Here is a 21546-nt window from a genome sequence, read left to right on the forward strand (position 1 = left end):
GCATGACAGCGGGACGCGCAAGATAGCGCGCCGACCCGTCAAGCGGAAAGCGGCGGCCGATTGGTCTGGCGGCCGCCGCTCATTCATTCGGTTAGGCTGGAAGACCAGCCCGGTTCCTACTTCGAAACGTCCTGGCCGAAATAGGTGTCGGCGATCTTCTGGTAGGTGCCGTCGGCCTTGATGTCGGCCAGCGCCTTGTTGATCGCAGCCACCAGTTCAGGATCGCCCTTGCGCACAATGACGCCGGAATAATCGGCGTTTTCTTCCTGGGCGGCGATCTTCACATCGGCATCGGGCTTGTGTTTCTTGAAGTCGAGGAAGGACAGGCTGTCATTGATGGTGGCGTCGGCCCGGCCGGTCAAAAGCAGCTGGATCGACTGGTCGAAACCGTCGGTGCCGACGAGTTCCGCACCATTCTTCTCGGCCAGCTTGCCGAAATTGGAGGTCAGCGACTGAGCCGACTTCTTGCCCTTGAGATCGGCGAAGCCCTTGATCTCGCTATTGTCGCCCTTGACGATCAGCACCGCCTTCGAAGCGATATAGGGGTCGGAGAAGTCGTATTTCGCCTTGCGTTCGTCGGTGATGCCGACCTGGTTGATGACGGCGTCATAGCGGTTGGCGTCGAGGCCGGCGATCAACCCGTCCCACTTGCCTTCAAGGAATTCGGCCTTGACGCCGAGCTTGTCGGCAATTGCCTTGCCGATCTCGACATCGAAGCCGACGAGCGTGTTCGACGCGTCGTGATAGGTGAAGGGAGCGTAGGTGCCTTCGGTGCCGATCTTGAAGACGCCCTCGGCCTTGATCTGGTCGAGATTGGCACCCGCGGCAGCAGCCGTGACAGCCAGCGCCTGCAGCGTGCCGGCGATGATGAGCGATTTAAGCCAGTTCATTTTCCTGTGATCCTGTTCAGCCCGCAACGGGCACATTTTGTAGAGGCCGGCAATCTCGCAGAAGTTTAAGCATAAAATAAGGAATGAAAATCCGAAGATGCGTGTCGTTTTGGAATGATATGCCAAGAAGCCTGATCCCTGCTGCGCCCCATGCCCTGCATCACGAAAACGCGTTCCAAACCACCGCCACCACGCGGAACCATCCTCTGTTCTTGCACGTTCAATCATGGTGACCGCATTGCAGTCCACGCGCGGCGTGGCGCACGCAAGATGTTCATCGAAGCCGGGGCACCGCCATGTTGCAGGACAGTACATCGCGAGATTTCATCCGCATTGCCATGGCCGCCCCTTATCTCGATCGGGAGCAGGAGCACGAACTGGCGCTGAGTTGGCGCAAGGATCACGACCAGAGCGCTTTGAACCAGATAACCGTGGCGCATATGCGGCTGGTGATTTCCATGGCCACCAAGTTCCGCCACTACGGTCTATCGGTGAGCGACCTGATCCAGGAAGGCCATGTCGGCCTGCTCGAAGCGGCGGCCCGCTTCGAGCCGGAGCGTGAGGTGCGCTTCTCCACCTATGCGACATGGTGGATACGTGCCTCCATGCAGGACTACATTCTGCGCAACTGGTCGATCGTGCGGGGTGGCACCAGTTCGGCGCAGAAATCGCTGTTCTTCAACCTGCGACGGCTCAGGGCGCGGCTGGCCAGCGGCAACGAAATGCTGTCTAACGCCGCGCTCTATCAGGAGATCTCGGCAGCGCTAGGTGTTTCGGAGGCCGACGTCGCGACCATGGATGCGCGCCTGTCCACACCTGACAGGTCGTTGAACGCAACGTTGTCCGGCGACGCCGACACAACGGAACGGATGGATTTTCTGGTTTGTGACGATCCCTGGCCGGATGAAGTCGCCTCCACGGCCATCGATGTCGAAAGACGTTCCGGCTGGCTCAAGGCCGCGCTCAGGGCGCTGAACGCACGAGAGTTGAGGATCATCGAAGAGCGTCGGCTGAAGGACGAAGGCGCGACACTCGAAGAGCTTGGAGGCAAGCTTGGCATCTCCAAGGAACGGGTTCGCCAGATAGAGGCGCGAGCTCTGGAAAAGCTCAAGGTTGCGCTGGTGAAGCAGAATCCCGAATTTCTTGCCGCCTGAAAACGACCAGTTGGTTCATTCACGCCTTGCCGAGCAAATCCGGTCGCCGTTCCCGTGTCAGGCGCTCTGCCTGGCCTCGCCGCCAGGCTGCGATCTTGGCGTGATTGCCGGAGACCAGCACCTCGGGAATAGGCTGCCCTTCGAACTCCTGCGGCCGTGTATAGTGCGGGTGTTCCAGGAGCCCGTGCTCGAAGCTTTCCTCCTCGCCCGATTGTTCGTTGCCCATGACGCCGGGCAGCAGGCGCACGATCGCATCGAGCAACACCAGAGCCGCCGGTTCGCCGCCTGAGAGAATATAATCGCCGATCGAGACTTCCTCGAGATCGCGCGCCTCGATCAGCCGCTGGTCGACACCTTCGAAGCGTCCGCAAACAACGACGACACCGGGACCGGAGGCCAGTTCGCGCACCCTCGCCTGGGCCAGCGGCCTGCCGCGCGGACTCATCAGGAGGCGCGGACGCGGATCGCCTTGCGGGGCCGTACTGTCAATGGCGCGGGCAAGCACGTCGGCGCGCATGACCATGCCGGCGCCACCGCCGGCAGGTGTATCATCCACCGTGCGATGGCGATCGGTGGCGAAGTCGCGAATCTGGACCGCCTCAAGCGACCAGGTGCCGCCCCCCAGGGCACGCCCGGCGAGCGAAAGCCCGAGTGCGCCCGGAAACATTTCCGGATAGAGCGTCAGCACGGACGCGGCAAAGCTCACCGGTTGCCTCCGGAATCCTTCGGTCCGCGCGGGCGGCGTTTTGCATCGAAACCGTCACGCCCCGGCTCCGTTTCGATGTCCGGCTCGCCATCGCCGTCCTCATCCTCGACCAACCCGGCGGCAACCGTATCGATACGTACGAAGCCGGCGGCAATCGAAACTTCCGGAACCGCTGCCAGCGTAAAGGGAATAAGCACGCCCTTGCGGCTGCCAACCATCAGGTCGAGAATATCGCCACCACCGAAATTCTGCACTGCCAGCACCTTGCCAATGGTCGCGCCGGTTTCGTCCTTGACGGCAAGGCCGATCAGATCGGCCTGGTAGAACTCGTCTTCCTCGACCGTTTCGGGCAGTACGGAACGGTCGACGAAAAGCTCGGTGCCGGTCAGAGTTTCCGCCGCGTTACGGCTGTCTATGCCCTTGAAACGCACCACCGCAACGTTGCCAGCCGGCCTTATGCTCGTGATCTCGAAGCTGCGGCCATCTTTGGACGACAGCGGCCCGTAGTCGCCGAGCGCCTCGGGTGCGCCGGTAAAGGTCTTGACGCGCAGTTCTCCCTTGATGCCGTGCGCGGCTCCGATGACGGCCATCTGGACGGGGTTGTTAAGCTTGGGCATCCACTGAATCCTACGCTTTATCATGTCCTAAATTTTGGGCATTCGCATTACAAGCGCCCTTCACCGCTTCCTAACCTCGCTTCAGCAAGATGGCGAGACGGAGATGGAAACGATCATGCAGGAACAATTCCTGATTTCGGCAAAACCCGACCTGCAAAAAGCACGGCAGTGCTGGCTTGCCACGCTGGCGGGCGAGCGCCGCCTGTCCGCGCTTACCGTCGAAGCCTATGAACGCGACACCCGCCAGTTCCTGCAATTCCTGACCGGACATTGTGCTGGGCCGCCGGGCATAGCCGACATCGCCGACCTGCGGCCAGCCGACCTGCGTGGTTTTCTCGCAGCGCGCAGAAACGCCGGAGCCGGTGCGCGCACGCTGGGTCGCGGCCTTGCCGGCATCCGCTCGCTGCTGCGCTTCCTCGAACGGCAAGGCTTGGTCAATGCGGCAGGCGCAGCAGCCCTGCGCGCGCCCAGGCAACCCAAGTCGCTTCCCAAGCCGCTAACCGCAGAAGACGCCAGGCGCGTCGTCTCGGCCCGCGAACAACTGGCCGAGGAGCCATGGATCGCCGCACGAAATGCCGCCGTGCTGACCCTGCTCTACGGTTCGGGCCTGCGCATTTCGGAAGCGCTCGCACTGACTGGTAGCGACCTTGTCAACCAGCGCGAAACGGTGCTGCGAGTGACCGGCAAGGGCGGCAAGACCCGGCTGGTGCCGGTTCTGCCGGTCGCGCTACAGGCAATTGCCGAATATCGGCGGCTTTGTCCGTTTCATCTCGGAGCCGAGGGGCCGCTGTTTCGCGGCGCGCGTGGCGGCCCGCTCAACCCGGCCATCCTCCAGCGCGAAATGGGCAAGTTGCGCTCTGCGCTGAACCTGCCGGACACCGCAACGCCGCATGCGCTGCGTCATTCCTTCGCAACCCACCTGCTTGGACGCGGTGGCGATTTGCGCACCATCCAGGAACTGCTCGGTCACGCCAGCCTCTCGACCACGCAAATCTACACGGGTGTCGACACGGCGCGTCTGCTGGAAATCTACGAGTCGGCGCATCCGCGCGCCTGAGGACGCGACCTTTCGCGCGGCATCCCGACAATTTTCCGGCACTCGTTAACGGTTTGGCTGCGATTTGGATTTACGCTCCGTGCCATGAAACGCGCCATCATCATAGCAGACCGCACCGCCCTTATCGGCATTAAACTGCTTGCAGCATTGAACGTGCTGTTCTTCCTGTCGTTCCTGGCCATTTTGATGTCGGCCGCTTAACGGACCTCCATCCCGATCCGCTGACACAAGCAAGCCTGCTGCTCACGTAAAGCGTGATTGGGCCGTCCTAATCAAATCTGCTAGCCTCTTCGGACACTGATAAAGTGGAAGGAGAAGAGCATGACAAAAGCGCTTATCCTGGCAGCGTCGCTTGGCCTCTCGGTGTCGGCAGCAAACGCTTGCGACTACTTGAAATCCGCCGACAGCGCCGCTGTAGACAAAACGGCTGTGGTCGCGAGCATTTCGGAAGATCAGGCAGTCCCGATGTCGGTTCCGGGCGACCAGATCGTATTGCCGCTGCCTTCGCAGGCCGATACGGGTCAACCAACTCAATAAGCTTCGCGGTAGCGAACTATCTCAGGCTCGTCGGGGCGACTGGTCCGATCCGCAAGGGTCGGAACCGAGCGTGTTTGCCGTGGTACTCGTATGTGTGAATCCCCCGATCTGATGTGTGACGGATAATGCACGATCGGTGATGAAACCCATTCGCCGTTTGTGCGTTGATGGGTATTGCCCGATGCATTTCACCCAGGAGGACAGCATGGCCAACCCGAACAAGCCGGACCCGAACGATCCACGACTGACGGATCCGTTGAACCCGGTACCGCCGCTCTCAACATCCGATCCGCGCATTGGCAATCGACCGCCGATGGGACAGCGAAGCAGCGGCAGCACATGGCTGATAGCGCTCATCGTCATCGTCTTGGCGATCGTGGCCTACTACATATTCGTGCGCAGCGAACCGGCAGTCCCAACCGCCGAGCAGCCTGCGGCCACCGAATCCGCACCAGCACCAGTCGAACCTGCTCCTGCCGAGCCGGCTCCGGCCCCGGCAGAAACAGCACCTGCTCCGACTGAAACCCAACCCGCACCGGCTCCGACTGAGTCGGCGCCCGCTGAACCGGCACCGGCCGAACCGGCTCCGGCTCCCGCCAACTGACCGCCGTTCAAGCTGAAAGCAAAACGGCCCGCCGATCGGCGGGCCGGTTTTAGAACGCGAAAAACGCCTGTCAGATGTGGATCGGCTTGAAGAAGGTGGCGAGCGCCGCTTCCTTGATCGCTTCTGACATGGTCGGATGGGCGTGGCAGGTTCGGGCGAGATCTTCCGACGAGCCGCCGAATTCCATCAGCACCGTCAACTCGTGGATCATCTCGCCGGCCCCGAAACCGACGATGTGGGCGCCCAGGACGCGGTCGCTGGCCTTGTCAGCCAAAATCTTCACGAAGCCGTCCGTGTGCTGCATGGCGCGCGCGCGGCCATTGGCGGTGAAGGGGAATTTGCCGATCTTGTAGTCGACGCCGGCCTTTTTCAGTTCTTCCTCGGTCTTGCCGACCGAAGCGATTTCCGGGCTGGTATAGACGACACCGGGAATGACGTCGTAATTCACATGGCCGGCCTGGCCAGCGATGATCTCGGCCACCGCAACGCCCTCGTCCTCGGCCTTGTGAGCCAGCATCGGCCCGGCCACCACATCGCCGATGGCATAGATGCCGGGGATGTTCGTTTGCAGGCGAGCATCGGTCCTAACCCGGCCGCGCTCGTCCATCTCGACGCCGGCCTCGTTGAGGCCGAGGCTGTCTGTGTAAGGCCGCCGCCCGGTAGCGATCAGCACGACATCGGCGTCGACAGTTTCGGCAGCGCCGCCCTTGACCGGCTCGAAGGTCACCGTGGCGCCCTTCTTGGCCTTGGCAACGCCCGTCACCTTAGCGCCCAGCTTGAAGGTGAAGCCTTGCTTGCCGAGCATGCGCTGGAATTGCTTGGATACCTCGCCATCCATGCCGCCAAGGATGGCGTCGAGGAATTCGACCACCGTGACCTTGGCGCCGAGCCTCGCCCAGACCGAGCCGAGTTCAAGGCCGATGACGCCGCCGCCGACCACCACCAGATGGCCAGGCACCTTGTCCAGCGACAGCGCGCCGGTGGAAGACACGATCGTCGTCTCATCGATATCGACCTTGACGCCCGGAATGCCCGCGACTTCGGAGCCGGTGGCGATGACGATGTTCTTCGCCTCGATGTCCTGGCTCTTGCCGTCTTCGCCGGCGACGGTGACCTTACCCGCCGAAACCACCTTGCCGGTGCCGCGGAAGGTGTCGATCTTGTTCTTCTTGAACAGGAAGGCGACGCCGCTGACATTGGCCGCAACGGTCGTGTCCTTGTGCGCCATCATCTTCTTGAGGTTGAGTTTGGGCGCGGAAATCTCGACACCCAGCGTATCGAAGGAATGGCCGGCCTCGGCGAACATTTCGGAGGCGTGCAGCAGCGCCTTGGACGGAATGCAGCCGATGTTGAGGCAAGTGCCGCCGAAGGTGTCGCGCTTTTCCACCACGGCAACCTTCAGACCAAGTTGCGCTGCCTTGATGGCGCAAACATAACCGCCCGGGCCCGATCCGATAACGACGACGTCATAAGCCATGATACCAATCCTTCCAGCCGGTCCTCCGGCACCTTCGATTTATGCAGGGCGAAACGCTTCCGCCACCAGCCAGCCATTTATTCCTGGCAACCCTTCAATGCAAAAACGTCCCACGGCACCTTGGACAGACCATCTTCCCCGTAGACTGCCGACAGGCGCAGCGTGGGACCCAAGTCAGGAAAGATCAGGGCCTGCGGCGCATCCACGCCTTCGGCCGCAATGAGTTCCACCTTCCCGTCGGCGTTCGCCGAATAGACGACCCCTTCCCACAGCGTGCAGGCGGCGATCTCCTCGCCGGTGACATCACCTTCAGGGCACTGATACATCAGCGAGGCATAGGGCCGCCTGACCCCTTCGCTCCACATCACCATGCCATCGAGGACGACCCCCTTGTCGAGCACCATCTTGAAAGTGTTGGTCACCACCGCCGACTCACCTGTCGGCCTGAAATCGATCCATGCAGCGTCGTCGCGGTCACTGTAGACGGCAAGCTCCATGGGACAAGCGGCATGGGCAGGCGTCAGCGATGCAAGCAGCAAAGCCGACGCCACCGTACCCCGGAAAAACCGGGCGTTTCGCAAGCGGGTTGTGCCTGCTGCCATGGTGCCGAACCCTTACAGGTCGAGCACCAGCCGCTCCGGATCCTCCAGGCTTTCCTTGACCCGCACGAGGAAGGTCACGGCCTCCTTGCCGTCGACGATACGGTGATCGTAGGACAGCGCCAGATACATCATCGGACGAATGACGATCTGGCCGCCAACGACGACCGGGCGCTCCTGGATCTTGTGCATGCCGAGGATGCCCGACTGCGGTGCGTTGAGGATCGGCGTCGACATCAGCGAGCCGTAGACGCCGCCATTGGAGATGGTGAAGGTGCCGCCCTGCATGTCGGCAACCGAGAGCTTGCCGTCGCGCGCGGCGAGACCCAGGCGGCCGACTTCCTTCTCGATCTCGGCAATCGACATGGCGTCGGCATCGCGCACCACCGGCACGACCAGTCCCTTGTCGGTGCCGACCGCGACGCCGATATGGGCAAAGTTCTTGTAGATGATATCGGTGCCGTCGATCTCGGCGTTGACCGAGGGGATTTCCTTCAGCGCATGCGTCACCGCCTTGGTGAAGAAGCCCATGAAGCCGAGCTTCACGCCGTGCTTCTTCTCGAACACGTCCTTGTATTTGGTGCGCAGTTCCATGACCGCCTTCATGTCCACCTCGTTGAAGGTCGTGAGCATGGCGGCGGTCGACTGCGCTTCCTTCAGCCGGCGAGCGATGGTCTGGCGCAGCCGCGTCATGCGCACGCGTTCCTCGCGCGGCGCATCGTCCACGGACGATGGCGCACGAACCGCGACAGAAGCGGCAGGGGCGCGAGGGGCTTCGGCCGGTTGCGACGGGGCGCCCCTGGCGACGGCGTCCAGAACGTCACCCTTCAGCACCTGGCCACGTTTGCCGGAGCCGGAAACCTGATCGACGGAAAGGTTTGCCTCGGCAAGCAGCTTCGCGGCTGCCGGAGCCGGCGGCATGGTGCGCGCTTCGATTGGCGTATCGCCAGCGATCTTGGCGCCCTGGGCGGCCGCTTCCTTGGTTGTCGAAGCCGCAGTCGGTGCCGACGCTTGCGCCACGGCCGTTTCCTGCCTGGGCTCGGGCGCTGCGGATTTGCCTGCGCCGCCGCCGGCAATGGTGCCGAGCAAAGCCCCGACGGCGACGGTCTCGCCTTCCTTCACCGCGATTTCGGCAAGGGTTCCCGCAGCGGACGCCGGAACTTCGATGGTCACCTTGTCGGTTTCGAGTTCGACCAGCGGCTCGTCCATGGCGATGGCGTCGCCGACCTTCTTGAACCACTTGCCGATGGTCGCTTCGGATACGGATTCGCCGAGAGTGGGAACGCGGATTTCAGTAGCCATTTTGCCTGTCCGTTCTTTCTCTTCCAGATTCTTATTCGCCGAGCGCGTCTTCGAGCAGGGCGGCGAGTTGCGCCAGATGCTTCGACATCAGGCCGGTTGCCGGGGAAGCGGCAGCGGGACGGCCAGTGTAGCGTACCCGCTGGTACTTGGCGTCGATATGAGCCAGCACCCATTCCAGATAAGGATCGATGAACGACCAGGCGCCCATGTTCTTGGGCTCCTCCTGGCACCACACCATCTGGGCCCCGCGGAAGCGAGACAGTTCGGTGATCAGCGCCTTGGCCGGGAACGGATAAAGCTGCTCGACGCGCAGCAGATAGATATCGTTGATGCCCCGCTTCTCGCGTTCTTCGAGAAGGTCGTAGTAGACCTTGCCGGTGCACAAGACGACGCGGCGGATCTTGGAGTCCTTCACCAGCCGCACGAGATCGCTGCCACTGCCAGCCGACTGCGCATCATCCCACAACAGGCGATGGAAAGCGCTTTCGCCCGACATTTCCGACAAGCTCGACACCGCCCGCTTGTGACGCAGCAGCGACTTCGGCGTCATCAGGATCAGCGGCTTGCGGAAATCACGCTTCAACTGACGCCGGAGAACATGGAAATAGTTCGACGGCGTGGTTGGATAGACCACCTGCATGTTGTCTTCGGCACAAAGTTGCAGGAAGCGCTCTAGGCGGGCGGAGGAGTGTTCCGGTCCCTGCCCTTCGTAGCCGTGCGGCAGAAGGCAAACGAGACCAGACATGCGCAGCCACTTGCGCTCGCCCGACGAGATGAACTGGTCGAACACCACTTGGGCACCGTTGGCAAAGTCGCCGAACTGCGCTTCCCACAAGGTGAGAGCCTTGGGCGCGGCCAGCGAATAGCCGTATTCGAAGCCAAGCACGGCCTCTTCCGACAGCATCGAGTTGATCACCTCATAGCCGGCTTGCGCCGCCGAGAGACTGTTGAGCGGAATGTAGCGGGTTTCATCCTTCTGGTCGTAAAGCACAGAGTGGCGCTGCGAGAAGGTGCCGCGTTCGGAATCCTGGCCGGATAGCCGCACCGGGTTGCCATCGAGCAAAATGGCGCCAAAAGCCAGAGCTTCGGCGGTTGCCCAGTCGATGCCCTCGCCCGACTCGATGGCGTTGCGGCGGTTATCGAGGAAACGCTGGATCGTCCTGTGCGCCTCGAAGCCCTTCGGCACCTCGGTCAGCTTCTTGCCGATCTCCTTCAACGTCTTCACCGGCACGGCGGTCTTGCCGCGCCGCTGTTCGTCCTGATTGTCCGCGGTGCGCAGGCCCGACCAGGCCCCGTCAAGCCAGTCGGCCTTGTTAGGCTTGTAGGACTGGCCGCTTTCGAACTCCTGCTCGAGATGCTCGCGCCAGTCGGCCTTCATCTTGTCGAATTCGGCCTGGGTGATGTGGCCTTCGGCGATCAGGCGTTCGGCATAAAGCTGCACCGTGGTCTTGTGAGCGCGGATTGCACGGTACATGTTCGGCTGGGTGAACGCCGGCTCGTCGCCCTCGTTGTGGCCGAAGCGGCGGTAGCAGAACATGTCCACCACCACCGGCTTGTGGAATTTCATGCGGAACTCGGTCGCAACCTTGGCGGCATGCACCACGGCTTCCGGGTCGTCGCCGTTGACGTGGAAGATCGGCGCTTCGATCATCTTGGCAACATCGGACGGATAAGGCGACGAGCGCGAGAAGCGCGGATTGGTCGTAAACCCGATCTGGTTGTTGATGATGAAATGCAAGGTGCCGGCAACGCGATGGCCGCGCAAGCCTGACAGGCCGAGAATTTCGGCGATGACGCCCTGGCCGGCAAAAGCCGCATCGCCATGAAGAAGCAACGGCAGCACCTTGGCGCGCTCCTCCAGCGGCACGATCGCCTCGCGGGCACGCCCGTAGAGTTGGTCCTGCTTGGCGCGCGCCTTGCCCATCACCACGGGATCGACGATCTCGAGATGCGAGGGGTTGGCGGTCAGCGACAGATGCACCTTGTTGCCGTCGAATTCCCGGTCCGACGATGCGCCGAGGTGATACTTCACGTCGCCCGAGCCTTCGACATCGTCGGGGGCATAGGAGCCGCCCTTGAACTCGTGGAAGATGGCCCGGTGCGGCTTCGCCATCACCTGGCTGAGCACGTTGAGACGCCCGCGATGGGCCATGCCCAGCACGATCTCCTTCATGCCGAGTTGGCCGCCGCGCTTGACGATCTGTTCAAGTGCCGGGATCAGCGACTCGCCGCCATCGAGGCCGAAGCGCTTGGTGCCCTTGTACTTGACGTCGATAAACTGTTCGAAGCCCTCGGCTTCGATCAGCTTCAGCAGGATCGCCTTCTTGCCTTCGGCGGTGAACGAGATTTCCTTGTCGGTACCTTCGATACGTTCCTGAATCCAGGCCTTCTCTTCGGGATCCGAGATGTGCATGAATTCGACGCCGAGCGTCGAGCAATAGGTGCGGGTGAGAATTTCCAGCATCTGCCGGACGGTGCCGAACTCAAGTCCAAGCACATTGTCGAGGAAGATCGGCCGGTCGAAGTCGGCCTCGGTGAAGCCGTAGTTCTGCGGCGACAACTCGTTGTAGTCTTCGAGTTCGCCGGCAATTCCGAGCGGATCGAGCTTGGCGTGAAGATGGCCGCGCATGCGAAAGGCGCGGATCATCATGATCGCGTGAACGGAATCGCGTGTCGCCTGATGCACGTCGGTCTCGGAAAGCGCTGTCCCGTCGACGACCGCCTTTTCCTTGACCTTCTTCTCGATGACCTTCTCGACCAGGCCCCAATTGCCGTCGAGCGCCGAAATCAGTTCGCCATTGGCCTGCAGCGGCCAGGACGGCTTCGCCCAGGAAGCGCCCCGGGCATTCTTCCTGACGTCAGCGGCATCGTCCTTCAGCGCTGCGAAGAAGTCCTGCCATTCCGGGTCCACGGAGGCGGGATCGTCTTCATAGGCCGCATGCAGGGCTTCGATATAGTCGGCATTGCCGCCATAAAGGAAGGATGTGAGGGAGAATTGGTCGTTGGTTTGATCTTGTCTCGCCATGTCGCGCTCGAAGCCTGAGGCTTCATCTCCTTGCGTTTGCGGCACCGCCGCCCCATGCCTTGCGGCCGTTGCCGCCTTGTCTACGTCCACCCTTCCTGGTTGTACCGCGCCGGGTGCAGGACCGCCCGGCGCGTCGATCAGCCTTTGATCGCTTCGACCAGAGTCGTTCCCAAACGTGCGGGTGATGGCGAAACCTTGATGCCGGCCGCTTCCATCGCGGCGATCTTGTCTTCCGCCCCGCCCTTGCCACCGGAGATTACGGCACCGGCATGGCCCATGGTGCGGCCGGGAGGTGCCGTACGCCCGGCGATGAAGCCGGCCATCGGCTTGCTGCGCCCGCGCTTGGCCTCATCCTTGAGGAACTGGGCCGCATCTTCTTCGGCCGAGCCGCCGATTTCGCCGATCATGATGATCGACTTGGTCTCGTCGTCGGCCAAAAACATTTCGAGCATGTCGATGAACTCGGTACCCTTCACCGGATCGCCGCCGATACCGACGGCCGTCGATTGGCCAAGGCCCGCATTGGTGGTCTGGAACACCGCCTCATAGGTAAGGGTTCCGGAGCGGGAAACAACGCCGACCGAGCCCTTCTTGAAGATGTTGGCCGGCATGATGCCGATCTTGCACTGGTCCGGCGTGACGATGCCGGGGCAGTTTGGTCCGATGAGCCGCGACTTCGAGCGGTCGAGCCGCGCCTTGACCTTGACCATATCCATCACCGGAATGCCTTCGGTGATGCACACGATCAGCGGGATTTCGGCCTCGATCGCCTCGATGATCGCGGCCGCAGCGCCCGCTGGCGGAACATAGACGACGGACGCGTTGGCACCGGTTTTTGCCTTGCCTTCCGCAACGGTGGCGAAGATCGGCAACGGCGCGCTGCCGTCCCATGTCTCACCGCCCTTCTTCGGGTGGATGCCGCCCACCATCTGGGTGCCGTGATAGGCGAGCGCCTGTTCGGTATGGAACGAGCCGGTCTTGCCGGTCAGGCCCTGAACGAGAATTTTGGTATTCTTGTCGATGAGAATGGACATACGCTCAGTTTCCCTTCACCGCCGAGACGATCTTCTTGGCGGCGTCATCGAGATCGTCGGCCGAAATGACGTTGAGGCCGCTCTCGTTGATGATCTTCTTGCCAAGGGCGACGTTGGTGCCTTCGAGACGCACCACCAGCGGAACCTTGAGCCCGACTTCCTTGACCGCCGCGACCACGCCCTCGGCGATGACGTCGCATTTCATGATGCCGCCGAAGATGTTGACGAGGATGCCCTTCACGGCTGGATCGGCGGTGATGATCTTGAACGCAGCCGTCACTTTTTCCTTGGTCGCGCCGCCGCCGACATCGAGGAAGTTAGCCGGCTCGGCTCCATAGAGCTTGATGATGTCCATGGTCGCCATGGCAAGACCCGCGCCGTTGACCATGCAGCCGATATTGCCGTCGAGAGCCACATAGGCGAGGTCATACTTCGATGCCTCGATCTCCTTTTCGTCCTCTTCCGTGGTGTCGCGAAGCTCGACCACGTCCGGGTGACGGAACAGCGCGTTGTTGTCGAACGACACCTTGGCGTCGAGCACGCGCAGCCTGCCGTTCTTCATGACGATCAGCGGATTGACCTCGAGCAGGCTCATGTCTTTTTCGACGAAGGCCCTGTAGAGCAGCGGGAACAGTGTCTCGCCGTCCTTTGCCGCCTCGCCATCGAGCTTCAGCGCGGCATTGAGCTTCTTCACGTCATCGGCGGCGACGCCCTTTTCCGGGTTGATCGCCACGGTGACGATCTTCTCCGGCGTGTCGTGCGCCACAGTCTCAATGTCCATGCCGCCCTCGGTCGATACGACGAAGGCGACGCGCCCGACCGTGCGGTCGACCAGCAGCGACAGGTAAAGTTCGCGGGCGATGTCGGCGCCGTCCTCGATATAGAGACGGTTGACCTGCTTGCCGGCGGGGCCGGTCTGCTTGGTGACCAGCGTCGAGCCCAGCATCTCGTTGACGTTGGCGACCACCTCGGCCACCGACTTCGACAGGCGAACGCCGCCCTTGGCGTCCGCGGGCAGTTCCTTGAACTTGCCCTTGCCGCGGCCACCGGCGTGGATCTGGCTCTTCACGACATAAAGCGGGCCGGGCAGCGCCTTGGCGGCAGCTTCCGCTTCGCTTGCCTTGAATACCGGCACGCCATCGGCAACCGGGGCGCCGAAACCTTTCAGGAGCTGCTTGCCCTGATACTCATGAATGTTCATTCGACGTGGCTCCGATCACTTCTTGGCAAGTTGCGGGGCGATCTTGACGCAGGCCTCGGTGAGTCCCTGGACCGCGCCGACCGACTTCTCGAACATCTTCTGCTCGGCCTTGCTGAAATCGATCTCGATGACGCGCTCCACGCCACCGGCGCCGATCACCACCGGCACGCCGACATAGGTGTCCTTGACGCCATACTGGCCGTTGAGGTGCGCGGCGCAGGGCAGCACGCGCTTCTTGTCCTTGAGGTAGCTCTCGGCCATGGCGACCGCCGAAGCCGCCGGCGCATAGTAGGCCGAGCCGGTCTTCAAAAGGCCGACGATCTCACCGCCGCCCTTGCGGGTGCGCTCGACGATGGCGTCGAGCTTGTCCTTCGAGGTCCAGCCCATCTTGACCAGGTCGGGAAGAGGGATGCCTCCCACCGTCGAATAGCGGATCATCGGCACCATGTCGTCGCCGTGGCCGCCCAGCGTCATGGCGCTGACGTCTTCGACCGACACCTTGAATTCCTCGGCAAGGAAATAGCGGAAGCGCGACGAATCGAGCACGCCGGCCATGCCGACGACGTGGCTCTTGGGCAGGCCGGAGAACTTCTGCAGCGCCCACACCATGGCGTCGAGCGGGTTGGTAATGCAGATGACGAAGGCCTTCGGCGCATATTTCTTGATGCCGGCCCCGACCTGTTCCATCACCTTAAGGTTGATGCCGAGCAGGTCGTCGCGGCTCATGCCGGGTTTGCGCGGCACGCCGGCGGTGACGATGCACACATCCGCGCCTTCAATGCCGGCATAGTCGTTGACGCCGACATAGCGCGTGTCGAAACCGTCGACCGGCGAAGATTCCGCCAGATCCAGTCCCTTGCCCTGCGGAATGCCTTCGGCGATGTCGAACAGCACGACGTCACCGAGTTCCTTGAGGCCGATGAGGTGGGCGAGCGTGCCGCCGATCATGCCCGAGCCAATGAGCGCTATCTTGTTGCGTGCCATGTCAGGATCAATTCCCTTTGCTGTGACGGCGCCACGACGGCGTCGAGGATGAGGCCGGTAGGGTGCGGGGAACCCGCGAGAATTCGCCGCACGCAATAGCCCCGCCCCGCGAACAATTCAAACGATTATTTCCACGCCTGAAATTTCAATCGGTTATAAATGGTTTGAGTTACGTAAACGTCAAAATATTTCGTCGAGCGCGACGATTTTGACCTCTTTGGGGCTAGGTCGCCCGCTCTTCGACCGGGGTCGCCTCTGGTCCGTTGCCGTTGCCGGCGTTGTGCCGCTCGGCCCACGCCTCCAGCCAGTCGCGGCTTTGCATTTCGATGAGTCTTGAAGACGTGCGGTCGAACTCGAAAGCTTCGGTGACGCCGGCGCGGCCCGCATAAAGCTTGTCCGGGCGATCTTCGGCGCTGACAACGAGGCGCTTGTGCGTATCGTAGAGGGTGTCGATCAAAAGAATGAAGCGCTTGGTGGGATTGCGCCGGGTCTGATCGAGCACTGGCACGCGGTCGATGAAAATCGTGTCGAAGCGTTCGGCGATGGCCAGATAGTCGCGCGCACCGAGCGGAGCATCGCAAAGTTCGGCAAACGAGAAACGGGCAGCCCGCTCGACGGCGCGGGGCACATCCACGGTACGGCCCTTGATCTTTATCGCCACGGCTTTCTCGGGCTGGTCTTCGGTCATTGCCGCCCATGCCGTATCGAGCGCCGCGTCGGCGGCTGCGTCGGCCGGCGTCACATAGACCGGAAGGCTGTTCAGCTTTTCCAGCCGATAGTCCCTGTCACTGTCCAACCCCAGCACTTCTGTGTGCCGTTGCAGAATGCTGATGAACGGCAGGAAGAGTTGCCGGTTCAGCCCGTCGCGGTAAAGGTCGGCTGGCGCGACGTTCGACGTGGCCACCAGCACGACGCCATTATCAAACAGCGCCGAAAACAGGCGCGACAGGATCATCGCGTCGGCGATATCGGTGACGGTGAATTCATCGAAGCACAAAACCCAGGCTTCGTCGGCCAGAGCGCGCGCCACCGGCGCGATTGGGTCGTCTTCCTTGACCGAGCCGTTCTTGCGCGCATGCCGGTGTCTCTGGATGCGGTCGTGGACATCGGCCATGAAGTCGTTGAAATGCGCGCGGCGTTTGCGCCTAACCGGCAAAAGCTCGAAGAACATGTCCATCAGCATGGTTTTGCCGCGCCCGACGCCGCCATGGATATAGAGGCCTTTGACCGGCTCGCGCGTCTCGCGCTTGCGCCCGAACAGCCAGCCGAGCGCGCTGGACTTTTGTGCGATCCGTTTTGCCGAAATAGTGTCGATCAGCTTGTCGAGCCGCGCTGCAATGCGCAACTGCTCGGCATCGCGGACCACGGCGCCGCTTTCGACCATGTGGTCGTAGCGCTGCCTGACGGTCGCGTGGGTCTGGAGGCCGTCACGCAGATGCATTTGTCTCTTCGCCGAATAAGCCCTATCCGGCTTAGCGTGTTAGCGAAATGGCTTGCCCATTGGAAGTCTGGCCATCGAATTTACCGCCGCCGGACGAATAGAGCCGGGCCAGCGTACCGCCGTCCTGATCATAGAGGGTGAGCTGCTTGCCGGCCACGTTCCATGATTTGACGCCATCGACTGGCGCCGGGCAGCGCAGCGGGCCGGCGCGGTAGCCTTGCCCGAACTTGGTCTGCGGGGTGGCGACCTTGCAGCTCTGGCCGGCGACATTGGCGGTCCAAACACCCGCGACGCTTGACGCCGTGAGGTCGGCGGCGCCGACTGGCGCGCTGCCATCGGTGGGCAGCGATGCCACTTGCGTATTCTGCGGAGCCACCGGGAACTGCGACGGATCGGTCGGCGCCGGCGTAGCCGGCGGCGGCAACTGGCTGGACGATACGGTGCCCGAGGGTGAAGCCTGCAACGGCTCCGGCTGTGCCGAATCCATGGAGGAAAAGCGCGTGCTGGAGCAACCGCTCGCCAGCAACACGGCTCCGAATGCGGCAATCAGACCGGTTCTCAAATATGCCATCACAACCTCCACGGGACCACTCATGGCGCCGTTCAAAAAAATGAAGTGCCTCCCACCAAGATGGAGAAGGTGGCAGAATTTCAACCGGATATGGTTAAAATAGGGTTTTACCGAGAGATTTGTTGCAAATCGGCCGCAGTCTTGCGGTCTCGCGCGCCCGAAAAAGGGAACGCAACGGTGCGATACGCATTTTTCCAGACATGCATTCTGCGATGTCGGAGCCTGCCCATGATCAAATGGATTCTCATTCTCCTCATCGTCGCGGCAGCGGCGAGCCTGCTCGGCATGCCCGCCCTTGCCGGAGCCGCAGCGACCGGAGCGCGTATCCTGATAGGCATCGTGCTGGTCATATTCCTGCTGGTGGTGCTTGGCCTTTTCGCCGTGACATGAGCCGGCCACCAGGGGTGGTTGCACTGGTAATTCCCACCCGTTTCCGCCATATAGCGCCCAGTATTTGAATTTCGCAGTTCCGGACGGAAGACCGCCAGTCACTTTTCCGGGAACTGCCATGGCGGAAACAACGGATCGATGGCAGGCGCGGCCCCCTTCGCCAGGATGAACGGCATTGGCAACGAGATCATCGTTGCCGATATGCGTGGTCGTGCGGACACTGTAACTCCAGCCGCCGCGCTGGTGCTCGATGCCAACCCGGCAACGAAATTCGATCAGATCATGGCGATCCATGACCCGAAGACGGCCGGGACCGACTACTACATCGCAATCCTCAACTCAGACGGAACGCCGGCCCAAGCCTGCGGCAACGGAACGCGCTGCGTCGTGCAGGCGCTGGCCGCCGAAACCGGCCGCAAGACCTTCACTTTCGAGACGCTTGCCGGCATCCTGAGCGCCACCGAGCATGCCGACGGGCAAATTTCCGTCGACATGGGAACGCCCCGTTTCGGTTGGCAGGATATCCCGTTGGCCGAAGAATTCCGCGACACCCGCATGATCGAACTGCAGGTCGGGCCGATCGATGCACCGGTGCTGCACTCCCCCTCCGCCGTCTCGATGGGCAACCCGCACGCCATATTCTGGGTGGATCGGGATGTCTGGTCCTACGAACTCGACCGCTTCGGCCCGATGCTGGAAAATCATCCGCTGTTTCCCGAGCGGGCAAACATCACCATAGCCCAGGTGACCGGATCCGATGCATTGGCGATCCGCACCTGGGAACGGGGCGCCGGCCTCACCAGGGCTTGCGGTTCCGCCGCCTGTGCCGCGGCGGTTGCCGCAGCCCGCACGAGGCGAACCGGGCGAAGCGTCGATCTGACGGCGCCGGGAGGCCCGCTGCACGTCGAATGGCGCGAGGACGACCATGTCGTCCTGACGGGCGCAGCCGAATGGGAGTTTTCGGGTACCTTCGATCCGGCCACGGGCGCATGGCAGCGCGACGCTGAAAGCGCGGCCTGATGAGTGCCGAGACAAAAGGCATAGAGGTCGTCACCTTCGGCTGCCGGCTCAACACCTACGAGTCCGAAGTGATGCGCCGTGAGGCCGAAAAAGCCGGCCTCGGCGAGCTTGCCGGCGGCGCCATCATCTTCAACACCTGTGCTGTGACCGGCGAGGCCGTGCGCCAGGCAAAGCAAGCGGTGCGCAAGGCACGCCGCGAGCATCCAGACGCCCGCATCATCGTCACCGGCTGCGCCGCCCAGACCGGCCCGCAGGATTTTGTCGCCATGGACGAAGTCGACCTGGTTCTCGGCAATGAAGAAAAGCTCGCGGCGCATTCCTATCGCGCATTGCCGGATTTCGGCGTCAACGATTTCGAAAAGGCGCGCGTCAACGATATCTTTTCGGTGCGCGAGACGGCCTCGCACATGGTCGACGCCATCGAAGGGCGGGCCCGTGCATTCGTCCAGGTGCAGAATGGCTGCGACCATCGCTGCACCTTCTGCATCATTCCCTACGGGCGCGGCAATTCTCGTTCGGTGCCGATGGGGGGCGTCGTCGAGCAGATCAGGCGGCTGGCCGGCAACGGCTATGCGGAAGTGGTGCTATCAGGCGTCGACATGACCAGCTACGGCGCCGATTTGCCGGGCGCTCCGAAGCTTGGCAAGCTGGTCAAGACCATCCTGCGCCAGGTACCGGAGGTTAAGCGGCTGAGACTGTCGTCCATAGATTCCATCGAGGCAGACGACGAATTGCTCGACGCCATCGCTACCGAAAAAAGGCTGATGCCGCATCTGCACCTGTCGCTGCAATCGGGCGACGACATGATCCTGAAACGCATGAAGCGCCGGCATCTGCGCGCCGATTCCATCCGCTTCTGCGCGGACATACGCAAGCTGCGGCCTGACATCGTTCTCGGCGCAGACATCATCGCCGGCTTTCCGACCGAGACGGAAGAGATGTTCGAAAATTCGCTGAGGATCGTGGAGGAATGCGGCCTGACACATCTGCATGTCTTCCCGTTTTCGCCTCGTGAAGGCACGCCTGCCGCGCGTATGCCGCAGGTGCGGCGCGAGGTGGTGAAGCAACGCGCCGGGCGGCTGCGTGCCGCCGGCGAGACGGCTTATCGCCACCACCTCGAACGCATGCAAGGCAGCAGCCAGTCGGTTCTGATCGAGCGCGACGGGTTGGGCCGTACCGAGGGCTTTACGCTGGCAGCCATCGACGCCGGGGAACCTGGCGAAATTGTCGAGGCGGTCATCACCGGCCACGACGGTACGCGGCTCTGTGCCGTTCCGCGCGCCGCGCAGGCAGCTTGAAGTAGAGAGACCGCATGGCCTTCGGCTTCATCAAGAAAGTATTCTCCTTCGGCAAGAAGGAAGTCGTCGAGGAAAAGATCGACGAGACGGCCCCGCTGCCGCCACTCAATTTCGACGCCCTGAGACCGGCCGGCGAAGAAGTTCGGGAAACGGAACTACCGGAGTCGGAAAGCCCGACGCCCGAAGCAACTGAGCCGCCATCGCTAAAACCACTCCCGACGGCAACCGTCGAGCAGGTCGCGGAGAAGCAGACGGAAGAACCGGTTGCAGCCGAGGTCTTGCCTACCCATCCGTCTCCCCAGCCGATAATCGAACCAGAGCCCGAAACAGCCCCGGCACCGGAGCCCGAGGTTGAACCCTCTTCGGCCGAGAAAACCGACAAACAGAGGCCACAAGCCAATCAAGACCCTGAACCGGTCCTGCCTTTAGCTCCGGCAGCGGAGACCTCACCCGTCGAAGAATATATAGCCGAAAGGCAGCAAGAGATTGAGCCGGAGCCTATCGACGAACTAGTCCCGGCGGAGGCGTCACCCGAAAAGCTCGAACCTGTCCAGCCGGAAGTTGCGCGAGTCGCCGAGATCGCACCGAAACCTGCACGGATCCCGCAACCTGCACCTGCTCCGACAAAGCCCGCCCCCGGCAAAGTAGTCGTCGCCAAAAAGGTCGAGCAGAAAGCCGAGCCCCAGCCGGCGCCGGCTCCTACCGCACCGAGACGTTCCTGGTTCCAGCGCATGAAGGACGGGCTGGCGCGTTCGTCGCGTGAACTGTCCGGCAACATCGCTGGCGTGTTCACCAAGCGCAAGCTGGATGAGGACACGCTTCAGGATCTGGAAGACGTGCTGATCCGAGCCGACCTTGGCGTGGAAACAGCTCTGCGCGTCACCGATTCACTCGCCGCCAGCCGCTACGGCAAGGATGTGTCGGACGCCGAAGTGCGCGCCGTCATGGCGGCGGAAGTGGAAAAAGTCCTGGCACCGGTCGCCAAGCCGCTGGAACTCGACCTGTCGCACAAGCCGCATGTGGTTCTGGTCGTCGGCGTCAACGGCACCGGCAAGACCACTACCATCGGCAAGCTTGCCGCCAAGCTGACCGAAGGCGGCCTGTCGGTGATGCTTGCTGCGGGCGACACGTTCCGCGCCGCCGCGATCGAACAGCTCAAGATCTGGGGCGAGCGCACCGGATCGCCCGTTGTCGCCACCAAGCTTGGCGCCGATGCCGCGGGCCTTGCTTACGATGCTTTCGAAAGGGCCAAGGCGGAAGGATCCGACGTGTTGATCATCGACACGGCTGGCCGGCTGCAGAACAAGACCGAACTGATGGCGGAGCTGGAAAAAATCGTGCGCGTGCTCGGAAAGCTTGACCCGGAAGCACCCCACACCGTCTTGCAGACCGTCGATGCCACCACCGGCCAGAACGCGCTCAACCAGGTTGAGATTTTCCGCAACGTCGCCGGCGTCAACGGGCTGGTGATGACCAAGCTGGACGGCACGGCGCGCGGCGGCATCCTCGTCGCCATCGCGGCCAAGCACAAATTGCCGGTCTATTTCATCGGCGTCGGCGAGCAGATCGACGATCTGGAGCCGTTTTCAGCCAGCGATTTCGCCAACGCGATTGCCGGCACAGGGTAGTCTCCATACCA

General features: G+C 62.3%; 20 protein-coding genes. 8 read left to right on the plus strand and 12 right to left on the minus strand.

From position 1 onward, the window contains the following. Positions 1-116 precede the first annotated feature (116 nt). Complete coding sequence (locus ASD64_RS02105; protein WP_056099884.1) at positions 117-890, minus strand: amino acid ABC transporter substrate-binding protein; 774 nt, start codon at positions 888-890, stop codon at positions 117-119. Positions 891-1186: 296 nt separating this feature from the next. Here ASD64_RS02105 and ASD64_RS02110 point away from each other — a divergent pair, with 296 nt between their 5' ends. Then, a complete protein-coding gene (locus tag ASD64_RS02110; RefSeq protein WP_056099887.1) occupies positions 1187-2044 on the plus strand; it encodes an RNA polymerase factor sigma-32 in 858 nt (285 codons plus the stop codon). Positions 2045-2063: 19 nt separating this feature from the next. Here ASD64_RS02110 and trmD read toward each other — a convergent pair whose 3' ends face one another. Continuing rightward, complete coding sequence (trmD, locus tag ASD64_RS02115) at positions 2064-2750, minus strand: tRNA (guanosine(37)-N1)-methyltransferase TrmD (RefSeq protein WP_056099890.1); 687 nt, start codon at positions 2748-2750, stop codon at positions 2064-2066. After that, positions 2747-3367 (minus strand): ribosome maturation factor RimM, encoded by a 621-nt coding sequence (rimM, locus tag ASD64_RS02120; RefSeq protein WP_056099892.1) that lies wholly within the window; start codon positions 3365-3367, stop codon positions 2747-2749. The genes trmD and rimM overlap by 4 nt, the downstream gene beginning before the upstream one ends. Positions 3368-3482: 115 nt before the next feature. Between rimM and ASD64_RS02125 the strand changes: the two genes are divergently transcribed. The 3 genes from ASD64_RS02125 to ASD64_RS21320 all read left to right on the plus strand — a co-directional run bounded on the left by ASD64_RS02125 (position 3483) and on the right by ASD64_RS21320 (position 5565). After that, positions 3483-4424, plus strand: coding sequence for a tyrosine recombinase XerC (locus ASD64_RS02125; RefSeq protein ID WP_056100219.1), 942 nt, complete (start codon positions 3483-3485; stop codon positions 4422-4424). 321 nt (positions 4425-4745) lie between these two features. After that, positions 4746-4961 (plus strand): hypothetical protein, encoded by a 216-nt coding sequence (locus ASD64_RS02130; RefSeq protein ID WP_056099894.1) that lies wholly within the window; start codon positions 4746-4748, stop codon positions 4959-4961. A gap of 205 nt (positions 4962-5166) precedes the next feature. Then, on the plus strand, positions 5167-5565 hold the full coding sequence (locus ASD64_RS21320) for a hypothetical protein (protein WP_200957776.1): 399 nt from the start codon (positions 5167-5169) through the stop codon (positions 5563-5565). Between the two features lie 70 nt (positions 5566-5635). Here ASD64_RS21320 and lpdA read toward each other — a convergent pair whose 3' ends face one another. From lpdA to ASD64_RS02180, 9 genes are all read right to left on the minus strand, one after another. Continuing rightward, positions 5636-7042 carry a dihydrolipoyl dehydrogenase gene (lpdA, locus tag ASD64_RS02140; protein WP_056099900.1) on the minus strand — a complete coding sequence of 469 codons (1407 nt, stop codon included), beginning with the start codon at positions 7040-7042 and terminating at the stop codon, positions 5636-5638. A gap of 77 nt (positions 7043-7119) precedes the next feature. After that, a complete protein-coding gene (locus ASD64_RS02145; protein ID WP_056099903.1) occupies positions 7120-7644 on the minus strand; it encodes a hypothetical protein in 525 nt (174 codons plus the stop codon). A gap of 12 nt (positions 7645-7656) precedes the next feature. Further along, positions 7657-8943 (minus strand): 2-oxoglutarate dehydrogenase complex dihydrolipoyllysine-residue succinyltransferase, encoded by a 1287-nt coding sequence (gene odhB / locus ASD64_RS02150; protein WP_056099907.1) that lies wholly within the window; start codon positions 8941-8943, stop codon positions 7657-7659. Positions 8944-8974: 31 nt separating this feature from the next. Continuing rightward, positions 8975-11968, minus strand: coding sequence for a 2-oxoglutarate dehydrogenase E1 component (locus ASD64_RS02155; RefSeq protein ID WP_056100222.1), 2994 nt, complete (start codon positions 11966-11968; stop codon positions 8975-8977). A 137-nt stretch (positions 11969-12105) separates the two neighbouring features. Continuing rightward, positions 12106-13002, minus strand: a complete 897-nt coding sequence (sucD, locus tag ASD64_RS02160; protein ID WP_056099909.1) for a succinate--CoA ligase subunit alpha — start codon at positions 13000-13002, stop codon at positions 12106-12108. Between the two features lie 4 nt (positions 13003-13006). Then, the gene (gene sucC, locus ASD64_RS02165) at positions 13007-14203 is read right to left on the minus strand and encodes an ADP-forming succinate--CoA ligase subunit beta (RefSeq protein ID WP_056099912.1); all 1197 of its coding nucleotides are present in this window, start codon (positions 14201-14203) and stop codon (positions 13007-13009) included. Between the two features lie 15 nt (positions 14204-14218). Next, positions 14219-15187, minus strand: coding sequence for a malate dehydrogenase (gene mdh, locus ASD64_RS02170; RefSeq protein ID WP_056099915.1), 969 nt, complete (start codon positions 15185-15187; stop codon positions 14219-14221). 223 nt (positions 15188-15410) lie between these two features. After that, the gene (gene zapE / locus ASD64_RS02175) at positions 15411-16628 is read right to left on the minus strand and encodes a cell division protein ZapE (RefSeq protein ID WP_056099918.1); all 1218 of its coding nucleotides are present in this window, start codon (positions 16626-16628) and stop codon (positions 15411-15413) included. A gap of 31 nt (positions 16629-16659) precedes the next feature. Further along, positions 16660-17199 carry a protease inhibitor Inh/omp19 family protein gene (locus tag ASD64_RS02180; protein ID WP_056100225.1) on the minus strand — a complete coding sequence of 180 codons (540 nt, stop codon included), beginning with the start codon at positions 17197-17199 and terminating at the stop codon, positions 16660-16662. A gap of 228 nt (positions 17200-17427) precedes the next feature. Here ASD64_RS02180 and ASD64_RS20315 point away from each other — a divergent pair, with 228 nt between their 5' ends. From ASD64_RS20315 to ftsY, 4 genes are all read left to right on the plus strand, one after another. Continuing rightward, positions 17428-17589 (plus strand): DUF1328 family protein, encoded by a 162-nt coding sequence (locus ASD64_RS20315; protein WP_082549814.1) that lies wholly within the window; start codon positions 17428-17430, stop codon positions 17587-17589. A 138-nt stretch (positions 17590-17727) separates the two neighbouring features. Continuing rightward, positions 17728-18609, plus strand: a complete 882-nt coding sequence (dapF, locus tag ASD64_RS02185) for a diaminopimelate epimerase (protein ID WP_056099920.1) — start codon at positions 17728-17730, stop codon at positions 18607-18609. Next, on the plus strand, positions 18609-19907 hold the full coding sequence (gene mtaB / locus ASD64_RS02190; RefSeq protein ID WP_056099923.1) for a tRNA (N(6)-L-threonylcarbamoyladenosine(37)-C(2))-methylthiotransferase MtaB: 1299 nt from the start codon (positions 18609-18611) through the stop codon (positions 19905-19907). Before dapF ends, mtaB begins: the two co-directional genes overlap by 1 nt. 14 nt (positions 19908-19921) lie before the next feature. Further along, complete coding sequence (ftsY, locus tag ASD64_RS02195) at positions 19922-21535, plus strand: signal recognition particle-docking protein FtsY (protein ID WP_056099926.1); 1614 nt, start codon at positions 19922-19924, stop codon at positions 21533-21535. Positions 21536-21546: the final 11 nt, after the last annotated feature.

It is taken from the genome of Mesorhizobium sp. Root157 (genome assembly GCF_001427385.1).
In the GTDB taxonomy this organism is placed as follows: Bacteria; Pseudomonadota; Alphaproteobacteria; order Rhizobiales; family Rhizobiaceae; genus Mesorhizobium.